This window comes from Candidatus Thermoplasmatota archaeon (genome assembly GCA_030018475.1).
Classification (GTDB): domain Archaea; phylum Thermoplasmatota; class JASEFT01; order JASEFT01; family JASEFT01; genus JASEFT01.
In genome coordinates this window covers 1-12,385 of record JASEFT010000031.1, presented here as the reverse complement: position 1 = coordinate 12,385, position 12,385 = coordinate 1, and the positions used below count along the sequence as shown (strand labels likewise).

At 37.6% G+C, this 12,385-nt stretch carries 17 protein-coding genes and 2 tRNA genes; 9 read left to right on the top strand and 10 right to left on the bottom strand.

Annotated elements, in window-relative coordinates; translation table 11 throughout:
• Nucleotides 1–190 (top strand): hypothetical protein (locus QMD21_05145; protein MDI6856148.1); only part of this gene is annotated, 190 nt, incomplete at its 5' end.
• 118 nt (nt 191–308) lie between these two features.
• On the opposite strand, the gene glyS is transcribed toward QMD21_05145, so the two are convergent.
• Genes glyS through QMD21_05130 form a run of 3 tightly spaced genes read right to left on the bottom strand, consistent with a single transcriptional unit; the run spans nt 309 to nt 3,056 of the window.
• The gene (gene glyS, locus QMD21_05140) at nt 309–1,805 is read right to left on the bottom strand and encodes a glycine--tRNA ligase (GenBank protein MDI6856147.1); all 1,497 of its coding nucleotides are present in this window, start codon (nt 1,803–1,805) and stop codon (nt 309–311) included.
• A gap of 4 nt (nt 1,806–1,809) precedes the next feature.
• Nucleotides 1,810–2,637, bottom strand: a complete 828-nt coding sequence (locus QMD21_05135; GenBank protein ID MDI6856146.1) for a CBS domain-containing protein — start codon at nt 2,635–2,637, stop codon at nt 1,810–1,812.
• Complete coding sequence (locus tag QMD21_05130; GenBank protein ID MDI6856145.1) at nt 2,634–3,056, bottom strand: universal stress protein; 423 nt, start codon at nt 3,054–3,056, stop codon at nt 2,634–2,636. The genes QMD21_05135 and QMD21_05130 overlap by 4 nt, the downstream gene beginning before the upstream one ends.
• 108 nt (nt 3,057–3,164) lie before the next feature.
• On the opposite strand from QMD21_05130, the gene QMD21_05125 reads away from it, so the two are divergent.
• From QMD21_05125 to QMD21_05105, 5 genes are all read left to right on the top strand, one after another.
• Nucleotides 3,165–3,335 (top strand): 4Fe-4S binding protein, encoded by a 171-nt coding sequence (locus tag QMD21_05125; GenBank protein ID MDI6856144.1) that lies wholly within the window; start codon nt 3,165–3,167, stop codon nt 3,333–3,335.
• A 6-nt stretch (nt 3,336–3,341) separates the two neighbouring features.
• Nucleotides 3,342–3,575: an Lrp/AsnC ligand binding domain-containing protein gene (locus tag QMD21_05120; protein MDI6856143.1), complete on the top strand. Its 234-nt coding sequence runs from the start codon at nt 3,342–3,344 to the stop codon at nt 3,573–3,575.
• Between the two features lie 53 nt (nt 3,576–3,628).
• Complete coding sequence (albA, locus tag QMD21_05115; GenBank protein ID MDI6856142.1) at nt 3,629–3,901, top strand: DNA-binding protein Alba; 273 nt, start codon at nt 3,629–3,631, stop codon at nt 3,899–3,901.
• Between the two features lie 20 nt (nt 3,902–3,921).
• Nucleotides 3,922–3,996: transfer RNA gene (locus tag QMD21_05110), tRNA-Gly, on the top strand.
• A gap of 2 nt (nt 3,997–3,998) precedes the next feature.
• Nucleotides 3,999–4,167, top strand: a tRNA-Thr gene (locus QMD21_05105).
• Nucleotides 4,168–4,179: 12 nt separating this feature from the next.
• Here QMD21_05105 and QMD21_05100 read toward each other — a convergent pair.
• Both QMD21_05100 and QMD21_05095 read right to left on the bottom strand, forming a co-directional pair.
• Complete coding sequence (locus tag QMD21_05100) at nt 4,180–5,214, bottom strand: class I SAM-dependent methyltransferase family protein (protein ID MDI6856141.1); 1,035 nt, start codon at nt 5,212–5,214, stop codon at nt 4,180–4,182.
• Nucleotides 5,183–5,377: a saccharopine dehydrogenase C-terminal domain-containing protein gene (locus QMD21_05095; GenBank protein ID MDI6856140.1), complete on the bottom strand. Its 195-nt coding sequence runs from the start codon at nt 5,375–5,377 to the stop codon at nt 5,183–5,185. The genes QMD21_05100 and QMD21_05095 overlap by 32 nt, the downstream gene beginning before the upstream one ends.
• 72 nt (nt 5,378–5,449) lie before the next feature.
• Between QMD21_05095 and QMD21_05090 the strand changes: the two genes are divergently transcribed.
• Both QMD21_05090 and QMD21_05085 read left to right on the top strand, forming a co-directional pair.
• Entirely contained in the window at nt 5,450–6,775 is a 1,326-nt protein-coding gene (locus QMD21_05090; GenBank protein ID MDI6856139.1) for an acetyl ornithine aminotransferase family protein, read from the top strand.
• Nucleotides 6,772–7,809: an mRNA surveillance protein pelota gene (locus tag QMD21_05085; protein ID MDI6856138.1), complete on the top strand. Its 1,038-nt coding sequence runs from the start codon at nt 6,772–6,774 to the stop codon at nt 7,807–7,809. The genes QMD21_05090 and QMD21_05085 overlap by 4 nt, the downstream gene beginning before the upstream one ends.
• Here QMD21_05085 and QMD21_05080 read toward each other — a convergent pair.
• From QMD21_05080 to gmhB, 5 genes are read right to left on the bottom strand one after another with little or no spacing between them, the layout of a single operon-like run.
• Entirely contained in the window at nt 7,803–8,597 is a 795-nt protein-coding gene (locus QMD21_05080) for a PKD domain-containing protein (protein MDI6856137.1), read from the bottom strand. The two genes, QMD21_05085 and QMD21_05080, sit on opposite strands and share 7 nt — an antisense overlap.
• A gap of 6 nt (nt 8,598–8,603) precedes the next feature.
• Nucleotides 8,604–9,170 carry a hypothetical protein gene (locus tag QMD21_05075; GenBank protein MDI6856136.1) on the bottom strand — a complete coding sequence of 189 codons (567 nt, stop codon included), beginning with the start codon at nt 9,168–9,170 and terminating at the stop codon, nt 8,604–8,606.
• 38 nt (nt 9,171–9,208) lie between these two features.
• A complete protein-coding gene (gene endA / locus QMD21_05070) occupies nt 9,209–10,267 on the bottom strand; it encodes a tRNA-intron lyase (protein MDI6856135.1) in 1,059 nt (352 codons plus the stop codon).
• Nucleotides 10,268–10,285: 18 nt separating this feature from the next.
• Nucleotides 10,286–11,329, bottom strand: a complete 1,044-nt coding sequence (locus QMD21_05065) for a deoxyhypusine synthase family protein (protein ID MDI6856134.1) — start codon at nt 11,327–11,329, stop codon at nt 10,286–10,288.
• Between the two features lie 36 nt (nt 11,330–11,365).
• Nucleotides 11,366–11,866, bottom strand: coding sequence for a D-glycero-beta-D-manno-heptose 1,7-bisphosphate 7-phosphatase (gene gmhB / locus QMD21_05060; protein ID MDI6856133.1), 501 nt, complete (start codon nt 11,864–11,866; stop codon nt 11,366–11,368).
• A gap of 80 nt (nt 11,867–11,946) precedes the next feature.
• Here gmhB and QMD21_05055 point away from each other — a divergent pair.
• Nucleotides 11,947–12,385 (top strand): transposase zinc-binding domain-containing protein (locus tag QMD21_05055; GenBank protein ID MDI6856132.1); only part of this gene is annotated, 439 nt, incomplete at its 3' end.

Below are 12,385 nucleotides of genomic sequence, written 5' to 3'. Positions count from 1 at the left end.
CAAGCCTATCCTCGACTGGGTTGCAAATAATTTGAGCTTAGAAAATGTTAGAGTTAATGTTATGGCGCAATACAGGCCTGAGTATAGAGCGCATGAGTATGAGGATATAAACAGAAGATTAACTTTGAGAGAATTTGGAGAAGCTTATGACTATGGTAAGAGGCTTGGATTGGATTTGATTGAGCGCTAGAGACTTTTGAGAGCGGTAACTACAATGTTTCTACCCGGAGCTGCAGGAGTTAGTCTTGAAAGATATTCATCCTAGCTCCATCATATTGCTATGCTACTGTTATCTTTTGTTATACCTACTACTGTGTCCGAACAATGTCTTCAAACTTAAGCTCTTCATCAACAAGCCCTCTAATCACTTGCGCTAACTCATCGACTTTCACTCTTACCTGCTTGGTAGAATCCCTTTCCCTTATTGTCACAGTACCATCTTCAAAAGTTTGATAATCTATTGTAATTCCAAAAGGTGTGCCTATTTCGTCCATTCTTGCATATCTTCTACCTATTGAGCCGGAATCGTCGTAGAAAACATCAAACTTCTTTTTAAGCGCTTTGTAAATTTCAGTTGCTTTATCAGGCAAATTGTCTTTGTTCACAAGCGGGAAAACACCAAGTTGGTGTGGTGCAAGCTTAGCAGGCAATTTTAATATTGTCCTTCCTTTTTCTTCAGCAAAGAACAAATCAAACAAAGCCCAAATATTGCGATCTACGCCAAAACTAAGCTCTAGCACGTGAGGTATAAACTTCCTACTTCCAATATTTACCTCAAGACTTTCGCCACTGTATTCTTGATGTCTTTTTAAATCGTAGTCACTCCTATAGTGAACTCCAGCTACTTCTCTAAATCCACCTAGAGTCTCTAAATTCAGTTCTATATCGAAATGGATTTTTGTATAGAAAGCTCTTTCTTTTTCTGATTTTTCATAGAATCTAAATTTCTGTATTGGCACTTTAAGTGCATCTAAATAAAACTGCTGACATTTTGCAAGATGATAAACATAATATCTGGGCAAGCGCTGGATGAGCTCTTTACAATCTACTATTGAAGTTTTATTTTTTTCTCTGTCTTCGACAAGCTGTAATCTAATTTTATAATCTTCCAATTCTTTAAAATCTATTTGAGAATCGAATTTATTAGGATCGAAAAAAATCTGGAGCTCTGCTTGAGTGAGCTCTCTCAGTCTATACATGCCTTGCCGTGGTGAAATTTCATTACGATAAGCCCTTCCTATAATCGCCAGTCCTAAAGGCAGCTTCTTTCTCAGCGCTTCAAACTCCCTTTTAAAATTAAGATAAACTCCTTGCGCAGTCTCAGGCCTTAAATAAGCTTCTTCAACTTGCTTCGTACCTATGCTTACAGGGAACATCATGTTGAAAAGCGTTGCCTGACCTAAACTAGGAGTTTTACACTCAGGGCATTTTATTTGTAGAGCTTTCGTTTGCTCATTAATTTCGCTAACTGTCAGAGCTTCTGCACTTTTACCAGTCTGTTCTTCTATCAGCAAATCAGCTTTGAAAATATTATTGCATCTATTGCACTCTACTAAAATATCTGCGAAATGCTCTTCATGACCACTTGCTTTAAGGCATTTTGCAGGTAGAACGTTTGCAGAGTCTATAAAATAATAATCACCCAACTTAAGAAAATATTTCAGCCATAGATCTTCCCATTTTCTTTTAACTGCTGCACCTAAATGTGCATAATCATAGAAGCCGGCAATGCCGCCATAAATTTCGCTGGAACCCCACACAAAGCCGCGTTTCTTTGCAATACTCCATATCTTAGATGCTTCCATTTGATCACTTCAGATATTTCAGCAAATCTAGATCGTAGACCATTCCTAAAAGCTTTCTTCCTCTGGTTATTACTGGGAGCTGATTAAGGTCATGCTCTACCATATTCCTGGCTGCTTCGCTTACTCTCGTAAGTGTTGTTGCTGTGACTACCTCCGTAGCCATAACTTTGGCTACAGAAACGCTAGGCAGATGCACCTTTGATATGTCGTAATAAAATTTCATTATATTTCTCAAGCCTTCCCAGGTCCAAGGATCATCATCGATACCCATGCCTAATGTTGCAATTGCTGATCTAACGTCTACTTTAGCAGCCTTTGAGAGATCTCTGTCTGTGACTATACCTACAAGTTTACAATCTTTATCTACAACTGGCAGAGCATATTCGCCAGTAATATTTATTATTTCCATGGCTAGCGGTAGCGGTGTAGAGATATAGATAGGCACGCAACTCTTTACAGGTACGTGAGAATCCTTCTTGCTCCTTGCAAGGATTTTAAGTAAATCTTTCACAGTTAGTATACCAACAACTTTTTTGTTTGTTACTACAGGTAAGCGATGAATTTTTTTATCATATAATATTTTGGATGCCTTTTTGATATTATCTTCAGGGGTTACTGAGATAGGATTTTTAGTCATTATCAATGCGAGCTGATCTTCTTCTTTGTTTCTAAAAATATCTTTTCTTGTAACAATACCTACAAGCTCTTTAGTCTTGTTGACAACAGGCACGCCTGAAATATTAAATTTAGCAAATAGCCTTAAAACATCATATCTGCTACCAGGGACCTCAGCTACCAAAGCCTCTTTTGTCATTATATCTTCAACTTTCATTTTCTCACAACTAATACATGGCATTTAGCATGACGAACTACATTCTCTGCAACGCTTCCTAATAGTAAGCGTACAACTCCGCTCCTTCCTTTAGTGCCAATGACTATTAAATCGTTTGGCGATGCACTTTTTATTATCTCCTCAGAAGGTACTCCTTCTGCAATTTTGGACTCCACAAAAATACCTAGCTTCTTACATTCTCTTACAATATAATTTACAGCTTCTTGAGCGTTTCTGAGCAATATTGAGTGAATATCTGTGGTTAGAGCATCTTTTGGTATCGCTGAAAATGCTGTTGTGTCTATTACATATAAAGCTAAAACTTTTGCTTTAAGTGCTTTTGCTATTTCCAATGCCTGCTTTACCGCCTCTTTGGCTTGCTCTGAGCCGTCTGTGGGTATTATTATCTTATCATACATAGCACTTCTATAAGACAATATTAGTTTACTAATACATCTTATTATCGCTCATATCAAAAATACCACAAATATTATAAGCTCGTTTGCCAATTCTACTACCTGACAAAAATGCCTGCTCACGTAACTATAGAAAACTGTGACGGCTGTGGCGCTTGTACCGAAGTTTGTCCTGTAAACGCAATAACAGTTAATGGACATGCAAAAGTTAATAATGACGAATGTGTGGAATGCGGTGCCTGCACTGAGGCCTGTCCTAACGGTGCAATTTCGCTTGAGTGAGCAGCTATGGAATTCGTATACGTACTAATAAAAGTAGCTTCCGGTACTGTAGAAAGTGTAGCTTCAAAAATTGCCGAATTTAAAAACGTGAAAGAAGTATCTATTGTTACGGGCGCTTACGATATAATTGCTAAAATAGAGAGCGAATATATTACAGACATACTCACCACAGTCGTTCGTGGATTGAGACAAGTAGAAGGAGTAGTATCTACAGAAACTTTAGTTGTGGTTAAACTATAAAAAGAGCAATATTCTACTCAAAAACAAAAAAAAACACAAAGGAGGTAAATAAAATGGCTGAAGAAAACGTTGTGTTCGTGGGTAATAAGCCTGCGATGAACTACGTGCTGGCAGTGGTTACGCAATTTAACTCTGGGAGCAGTGAGGTAGTATTAAAAGCAAGGGGCAGAGCCATAAGCAGAGCAGTCGATGTAGCAGAAATCGTAAGAAACAGATTTATCACAGAGGCGAAAATAAAGAATATAAGTATAGGCACAGAACCTCTTACAACAGAAGAAGGCAGGACAACGAACATATCATCGATTGAAATAGTAATGGGGAAATAGGGCTCTTGTAAGAAAACTTTGCGGGTGTAGTGTAGTCTGGTCTATCACTTGGGCTTGCCAAGCCCAAAACCCGGGTCCAAATCCCGGCACCCGCATAGCCGCCGTAGCTCAGTGGTAGTAGCAAGGTTTACAAAGAGTGCCTCATTCCACTATAGAGCAGCTGACTTGTAACAGCCTTTTCTCTCTCTTTTTCAAAGAGAAAGAAAATGACTGACGCTTGGCTGCGCTAGATCAGCAGGTCGGGGGTTCAATCCCCTCCGGCGGCTTTCCACTTCAAACTATTTTACGCATTTTTGCAGTTTTAAATCAATCCCAACATGGACTTCGGTTGCAGAATAGCTCTTAATTGTTCTTAGCTCTCCTACTTCCATTCTGTAGTTAAATTTTTTACATTGAGCTTCAAGCTGCGAGAGCCTATCGCTTATATAACCTCTCTCGATAATTTCATAATAATGAATTATTCCAAAATCTTTTAGAGCTTCTAATGCGCAATCAAAAAACTCAAAAGCTCCTAAAGGCAAGTCCATTATTATTCTATCAGCCTTCTCAGTTTTTTTGGCTTTAATTAGCTCCTTCGCATCACCAGATAACGGCAAAATATTACTTACTTTGTTGAGCTTTATATTCTCTTTTAAATATTCTATAGCATAAGGATTCAAATCAATTGCATAAATTTTTTCGGGCTTTCTATGCTTTGCAATCATTATAGAAAAGCCTCCTACGCCTGCAAACATATCTATAATAATTTCGCCTTCTTTAACTTGCTTTGCAACTCTATAGTGCTCACTCGCCAGTCTAGGTGAGAAATATACTTTGGCAATATCTAACCTCAGTTTTATACCATGCTCTGTATGCAAGGCTCGAGTCCTGTTTTCGCCAGCAATAATTTCAAGGTGTCGTACTCTTAGCTCTTCTTTTACACCGCTATCAGTGCACACAACCCTCAAATTTTTAAGAGTTTTAAGTAGCGCATTACCTATTTCTTTTTTATAACTCAAAAGGCTATTATCGAGCTTAATTACACAGATATCGCCGATAATATCGAAAGATTTTGGGAGTAGGTCGTGCAACTCCTCAGGCAACTTCAAAAGCTCTTTATAATCTCTTAATTCTTTAGCTACAGGCTCGAGCTCAAGCTCTAAAAGCTCGTATCCCAGCTCGACTTTCTCTGAAACAGGTATGTATACAAAAAAATCATCTCTCTTTATTTTCAAATTTCTTATTAGCACCCCTAACCTAAGAAGTTTCTCTCTTACAAGCTCAGCCTCTTGTTTAGGGGCTTTAACACAAAGCGCTCTCATTTTTAAATGCAATTACTAGACGCTCAAGCTCCTCAAGTATGGGATTATAAATTACAGGGAGCACAGGAATATGTACCCCGGTAAGTTTGAGTTTCCTTTTTAAAATCAACTTTGCGCCAATTGCTACAGGCAAGCAAACAGTACGAGCCATCGCAGGTATGAATTGAATTTGCATTATTTAAAATGTGCGAAAGATAAGAAAATATTTTAGTTACGAGCGTTATTTCTACCTTACAGGTGAAAAAAAATGCTTAGATTATCTATTAAAACAAAGCCGCCAGGGATGAATGCTAGGAAAATAATAGAGCTTGATCACAGATATTTAGCTACTTCTACGAAAACCTCTCCTATAGTTGCTAAAAGAGCTGAGGGCGCTTTTGTAGAAGATGTTGATGGCAATGTTTATTTGGACTTTACATGCGGTGTAGGTGTAACCAACACAGGGCATTGTCATCCTGAAATTGTTCGTGCTATTAAAGAGCAAGCATCTCAGTTAATACATTTTGCAGGTACCGATTTTTATTATGATATTCAAGTAAGGCTTGCACAGAAGCTCGTTAGCATAACACCAGGCAATTTTGATAAAAAAGTATTCTTTACAAATTCAGGCACTGAGGCTATAGAATGCGCTATTAAAATTGCAAGATGGCAGAGTGATCGAAAGCAGTTCATAAGCTTTTTAGGCGCATTTCATGGCAGAACTTTAGGCTCTTTAGCACTGACAGCGAGCAAGATTGTACAAAGAGATAGGTTCTTTCCTCTAACGCCTGGAGTAAACCATATACCTTATGCGTATTGCTATCGCTGCCCTTACAAGCAGACCTACCCAGATTGCGATTTGTGGTGCGCTAAAATAATTGAAGAGCTTTATTTTAAGACAAGCTTACCGCCTCAAGAAGTAGCTGCTTTGTTTGTAGAGCCTGTCCAAGGTGAAGGGGGTTATATATTTCCACCTAAAGAATTCATTCCAGAACTTAAAAAAATAGCGGATAAATATAAAATTTTGTTAGTAGATGATGAAATACAAGCAGGCCTAGGAAGGACTGGTAAAATGTTCTGTATAGAGCATTACGATATAGAGCCTGATATTATTACAGTTGCAAAAGCGCTAGGCTCTGGAATGCCAATAGGAGTTTGCATTTTCAGAAAAGAACTTGATTTTAAAGTTAAAGGAGCTCATTCTAATACTTACGGCGGAAATTTAGTTGCTTGCGCTAGCGCTCTTGCTACAATTGAGGTAATAGAGAAAGATGGACTTGTAAAAAATGCAAGTGTTGTTGGTGAGCATTTGAAAAAGAGGTTGCTGGAATTAAGTGATAAATATAAGTGCATAGGTGATGTAAGAGGTCTTGGCTTGATGCAAGTAACTGAGTTTGTAGAAGATAGAAAGACCAAAAAGCACGCAATTAAATTAAGGGACAGAATTCTAAAAAACGCATACGAAAAAGGGCTTATACTACTCCCTTGCGGGATTTCTGGCATAAGATACATTCCTCCTCTAAACATTACGAGAAGGGAGGTAGATATGGGAGTTGAAATTCTGGATAGGAGCATAAAGAAAGCTATAGAATGAGAATTTTACATAAAGATTTTAAAGCAGGCAAGGTAAAACTCCAAATAGAGAATTTAGATGATTTGTGGTATCTGTATAATTTGATTTCTGCGCAAAATTTGGTTCTGGGCACAACCTACAGGCGAGAAAAAGCACTTGACAAATTAAGACCCGATCGCGGAGAAAAGAAGAAAATGGTGTTGGGAGTAAGGGTAGATAAAGTAGAGTTCCATGAGTTCTCAGATATTTTGAGGGTGCTCGGCAAAATTGAAGAAGGTGCAGTTGATATAGGCTCCTATCATACTCTTAATTTTTGTGTGGGCGATAGAATAACTATTGTAAAAGATTGGTCTGAGAGTGTATTAACGCAGTTAGAAGAAGCTATTAAAGAAAGTAAAAAGCCAAAAATAATATTTTTAGCACTGGATTATAACGAAGCCACTTTTTCATTGCTCCATTCCTATGGTATAGAGCATGTAGCAACTATTAGCTCAGCAATTTCTGGAAAATATTATTTAACGAAAGATTACAAAGAAAATTTTTATAACGAAGTTTTAGTAAAACTTAAGGGTCTGAGACGCGAGGATTTACCAGTAATTGTTTTAGGTCCTGGATTTGCTAAAGAAGAGTTTTTTAAGTTTGTAAAAGAAAGAGAAAAAGAACTTTCTAAAAATTGCTATCTAGAAAGTGCAGGTAGCGCAGGAATTGCAGGTATAAATGAAATTTTAAAGAAGGGGTTTTCTGTTAAAGTATTGCAAGACGCAAGAGTTGCACTTGAAACTCAGTTGGTTGAAAAATTATTTGATGAACTAGCTAAAAATGGCAACTGCGCATATGGTAGAAATGAAGTTAGAACCGCTTTAGAGCAAGGTGCTGTTGAAACTTTACTTGTGATTGATAAGCTTATAAGGAGTGGCGAAGCAGAAGAGCTTTTTAAACGTGCGAAAGCTACTAAGGCAAAATCTGTAATTATTTCTACATTACATGATAGCGGTAAAAAAATGGAGAGTTTAGGCGGTATAGGAGCTTTGTTAAGATATAGAATTAGCTACTGATAATCTATACGAATAGTCAAAGTATAAGTGGCAGTATTGAAGGGTGCAACAGTCTCACTGTAATGATGCAGAATAATACCCCAGGATCCGTAGCCAACTGTTGCAATTTCTTCTTCAAGCAAACTCATCACAGTTTTTTCTCCTTCAGGTGCAGGTGTAATGTTTCTTACGTACACTGTAGTATTATTCCTTATATCATGATAAAGAAGATATAGGTTTATTTGGGAATCCCTGAGGCCAGTTACTGTATAGTTCAAAGTAATATTGAGCCAGCCTGCATGTTGATAGATGCTAAAAGGAAATTTTACCCAAGTATTTTCTGTAAACTCTGGCGAAGAGCCTTGAATACTGCTGCTATTTTTAAAGTAATAATGGTCTACAACTCGGATGGTATTCGTCTTGCTACTAGTTGTATTATTATTATCAGTTACACTAAGAGTTACACTATAATTGCCGGCAACTAGATATTGATGGGTAGTGTCTAAAGTATAACTAAAATTGCCATCGCCGAAATCCCAAGTCCGGTTAACTATCCAGCCATCTTCATCGATTGAGGTATCAGCAAACATTATCGTATTTTTTATTACAGGCTCTTTTGGAGAATAGACGAAATCGGCAATAGGTGGCTTGTTCTCGATTCTTTCCTCTGCTGGTTTTAACCAAGGTGCTAAGAAATAAATAGCCAAGCATGTTGCAACGACAATACCAATAATCGCGATTACAACCCCTACGCTTATTTCCTTACCCTCACCTGTACCTTCTATACCGATAGGCAGACGCTCTTCCATCAAGCTCTACCCTGTGACGTTAGCAGCGTAGTAATAATAAGCATAAGACCAATCGTACGTTACTGGCCCAACACCCATATAGTAGTAAACCCACAATTTCCACTGACCCTCAGCGCCACCCTTAATATCAGCTGCATTAAGTTCTACAACTTCTACGTAAGTTCTAGGGCCCTCTGTAGAGCTTCCTATTATGTTGTTTTCAGCATCGACTACGTAAAGATCCAAATCTGCGGCACGCCTTGACCATTCTATTCTTACAGTAGCGTTTCTTGGCGTCTCGTTTCCAACTATAAAAATTTCCGTTATATAATATATAATAAGGACGGGGCCTGGCCCGCCTGGCGTCGTAGCAGTGTCTGTGCCACTGTCGCTCTGGCAGAGAAGCTCTTCTTTAACTTCAGGCTTTTGCTCTTGAAGCTTTTCTTCTTCGCGCTCCTCTTCAATAGTTTTTACAGGAGTGGATGCTGCTTGATGCCAAAACACTCCTGCACATGCCAGTATTAATATTATTGTACCCAAAATCGCAATTGTCCTTTTTTTGGTTTTATCTGCTAATATCTCTTTTAACGCCATATTTTTTTAAATTGTTTTTTGCGTATATTAATATTTTCTTAAGGTCTTACTCTTCCAAGCCTGAGATATTCCACTTTCTCACCAACTCTTGCAAACAATATTTCTTTTTTTACTCCGTGCGCCAGCCTTACAGCTCTACTTATCTCAGGCCATGTAGAAATGTAGTCTTGTGGGACTGCATGCGCTAAATATCTGGCATGCACTTTATCTGGTAAATCGTCGTAAACTCTAAAATGGGTTCCGTACTTGAACCCAGTTTTTACAAGTAGACCGCGCTTCTTCATATCTTTATAAGCTTTAAAGCTCAACTCGAAGCCGGGCTGGAGTTTTTTAGATTTATTAAAGAGAGTATCAAAAGTCAGAGGCTTCATTGTTTTTGCATCTTTAACTTCAAGCAAGTCTTTTTCTAAAAGATAACTAGTCTCTGTGAGTGAAAGTTGTAGAGCTTTGCCTAAAGACTTACCGTAAAATTCGGTCTTCAGCAATTCTTCAGCTTGAGCGCTGTTCCAGACAATGCTGCGGTCTTTAAGAAAAGTAGCTTCCGCTACTTTGCTAGGCTTTTGAAATTCTACTTTGGATTTAGGCTCCACTTTTGCAACTCTGTAATATGTTAAATCACCTTCTTCATCTACAATTCCTAGCAACAATTGCTTTCTTGCTCTTTTAGCATTTTCAAGAAGTTTGGTTAGCTCTTCTATTTTGAATTTGGTGCGCTCTGAAATTGCAGCAAGCAAAAACTTGGATTTGGTTTTGTTAGGTGCGCCTCCACGAGGATAAGCTTCGAAATCTATTCCCTCGATTTCTTTAAAGCCTTTAATTACATATCCACGCTGGCGAAAATCTCTATAAACTGTGTACTTAATTTCGAAGCCTTTGTATAGCTCGGTAGCGTATAAGACTAAATCTTTTAATTCTAATTTTTGACTGCTTTTAAATACTTCTATTCTACCTAGCTCTGCAAGAAATGTAGCTTCAATAAGAGCTAATTTTAAGCTTCCGCCTGATTGGACTTCGCCATAATAACCTTTATTATAAATTCTACTTGCTTCTTTTTCGTCTCGAATCAGCACGTAATCCTTTATTAGTTCGCCAGGCATTTGAAAAGTGATAATTTTTTAATATTTCGCTATCTTTTTTAGCTCCACACCATCCCAATAAAACTTCAGCCTTTCTCTATTCTTCTGCAAGCCTTTCTGCAGTATATAGCCAACGATTAAAGGTAGTGCAACTGTAGCTTCTACGTAAGCGCAAGCCTTCTTTGCGTTCTTTGCAATTTTACCCCAAGATTGAGCCTCTTCTAAAGTACAGCCTGAAAGACCACCCCACTGCGGAGAATCTGTAGTTATTTGGAAAGCATAATCGTGACCTTTCGGTTTATAGCCTAAAACTTCTCCTATAACAGCGGTCTGCTGAATGTAGTTTTTAGGAACTCCTCCACCAATATAAATTACGCCTGTCTTTTTGGATTTAATTTTTATCTGTACAATTTCCCAGTTATCTCTTATCAAATCAATGGATAGGCAATTTTTGCCTTTTCTTTTTTGTTGTGCATAATACTCAGTCAGGCCTATTCCTATAGAGCTATCGTGAATTGTAGGGCAGAAGATTGGTACATTATGTTTGACAGCAGCCCCTATAATTGAGTTAGAATCTTTGACTTCTTTACCTAACAATTCCAAAAATTCTCTTGAAGAATAACTTCTTTGCTCTAACTTGGCTGCGAATCTACCTATTTCTAAATCAGTCTCTTGAAACTTTCTTTCATCTACAAAAGTGTCGTAAATTCTATCGATATAAAAATCTCTCAGCATAACATCGTCTATATTCGTACTGCCTATGTAATGCTTATAGCCTCGAGCATTGTAAAAATCTTGATAAGGTATTGCGCCAATAGTTACAATTACATCTACAATACCATACTCAATCATATCGGCAATAACTTTTCTCAGACCACCTGCTATTAAAGGTCCTGATAGACCCAAAAATATGGTGGGACGAGCTTTGTCAGTCAGCATATTTTCGTATACTTGCGCGCATTTAGCAATATTTCTAGCTTGAATTGATGAAAATTTAAAACTTTCTACTAAATCTTTAACTGACGTCACTTTTTCAAGGTCTATTGATATAACTGGCCGATTGAGCAAATCTTCTCTTTTCATTTTTTTTTCTGTTACTGTAATAGGTCAGAAAATATTTTATTTTTTCGTCAATTGTAAAATTTTCTTTACTACTGCTAAAACATCTTCTTTTTCATTTACAATTAAAGTTTTGCATCCAACTGCTTTACCAGCCTCTAAATCTTTTTTGTCATCTCCTATAAAAAAAGCTTTTTTTAAATCAATTCCAAGCTCTTGAGAGGCTTTTAAAAGCATTCCAGGTTTAGGCTTCCTACACTTGCAATTGTCCCATGGCGCATGAGGACAGTAATAGATTTTTTCTATTTTCCCGCCAGCCTTTTCAAGCTCCTTAACCATTTTCCTGTGAATTTCTTGTAATTGCTCTTCAGTTATTATTTCTCTACCAACAGCAGATTGATTTGTAACAATTATTATCTTAAAATTTTTGTCCGTTAGCAGTTTAATTGCTTCTTTTGCGTTAGGCAGAAAAACAAATTCCTGCCAATTTTTCACATAATCAGCTCTGTTTCTATTTATTACGCCGTCGCGATCGAGAAATATTGCTTTACTCTTTTTCATTGTATATAAACTATAACTTCTTGTTATTTTGAGATAAGAGAGATAGCTTAATTGCTCAAGATATCTTTCTTATCTCGCCCATGACAATTTCGCAAATAGTGAATATATCTCTGCCTATAAAAATTGGTTGGCTTAAAGGCTCTAAGTACAAAGTAAGAGATATCTTTTTGGATAATCACAATTGGGATAGGTATTGGTACAACCATCGCAATGACCTTCGTGACGTTGTTATAGAAGAAGTGCAGAAGATGCTGTCTTGCAAAGGAGGAGATAGAGGCTGTTTTATATGCTGGTGTGATCGCTGTAAGGAAGCTCATCCGGTGCCTTTAGGCTGTAACAGCAGGTTATGTTCTGAATGTGGAAAGAGATATACCGATGATTGGGCTTGGAGATTAAGCAAAGCTATGTTTGACGTGCCTCATAGGCACTTTGTGATGAGTATTCCTGAGAAGCTCTGGCTTGTAGTAAGAGAGCATAGAGAGCTTCTTAAAGTACTTATGGATGCAGCGATTACAGCTA

Excerpts from the sequence above, each read along its gene's own strand:
- glyS (MDI6856147.1), bottom strand. The coding sequence starts at position 1,805 with ATGGAAGCATCTAAGATATGGAGTATTGCAAAGAAACGCGGCTTTGTG.
- QMD21_05135 (MDI6856146.1), bottom strand. The coding sequence starts at position 2,637 with ATGAAAGTTGAAGATATAATGACAAAAGAGGCTTTGGTAGCTGAGGTC.
- QMD21_05130 (MDI6856145.1), bottom strand. The coding sequence starts at position 3,056 with ATGTATGATAAGATAATAATACCCACAGACGGCTCAGAGCAAGCCAAA.
- QMD21_05125 (MDI6856144.1), top strand. The coding sequence starts at position 3,165 with ATGCCTGCTCACGTAACTATAGAAAACTGTGACGGCTGTGGCGCTTGT.
- QMD21_05120 (MDI6856143.1), top strand. The coding sequence starts at position 3,342 with ATGGAATTCGTATACGTACTAATAAAAGTAGCTTCCGGTACTGTAGAA.
- albA (MDI6856142.1), top strand. The coding sequence starts at position 3,629 with ATGGCTGAAGAAAACGTTGTGTTCGTGGGTAATAAGCCTGCGATGAAC.
- QMD21_05095 (MDI6856140.1), bottom strand. The coding sequence starts at position 5,377 with ATGCAAATTCAATTCATACCTGCGATGGCTCGTACTGTTTGCTTGCCT.
- QMD21_05090 (MDI6856139.1), top strand. The coding sequence starts at position 5,450 with ATGCTTAGATTATCTATTAAAACAAAGCCGCCAGGGATGAATGCTAGG.
- QMD21_05085 (MDI6856138.1), top strand. The coding sequence starts at position 6,772 with ATGAGAATTTTACATAAAGATTTTAAAGCAGGCAAGGTAAAACTCCAA.
- QMD21_05080 (MDI6856137.1), bottom strand. The coding sequence starts at position 8,597 with ATGGAAGAGCGTCTGCCTATCGGTATAGAAGGTACAGGTGAGGGTAAG.
- QMD21_05075 (MDI6856136.1), bottom strand. The coding sequence starts at position 9,170 with ATGGCGTTAAAAGAGATATTAGCAGATAAAACCAAAAAAAGGACAATT.
- endA (MDI6856135.1), bottom strand. The coding sequence starts at position 10,267 with ATGCCTGGCGAACTAATAAAGGATTACGTGCTGATTCGAGACGAAAAA.
- QMD21_05065 (MDI6856134.1), bottom strand. The coding sequence starts at position 11,329 with ATGAAAAGAGAAGATTTGCTCAATCGGCCAGTTATATCAATAGACCTT.
- gmhB (MDI6856133.1), bottom strand. The coding sequence starts at position 11,866 with ATGAAAAAGAGTAAAGCAATATTTCTCGATCGCGACGGCGTAATAAAT.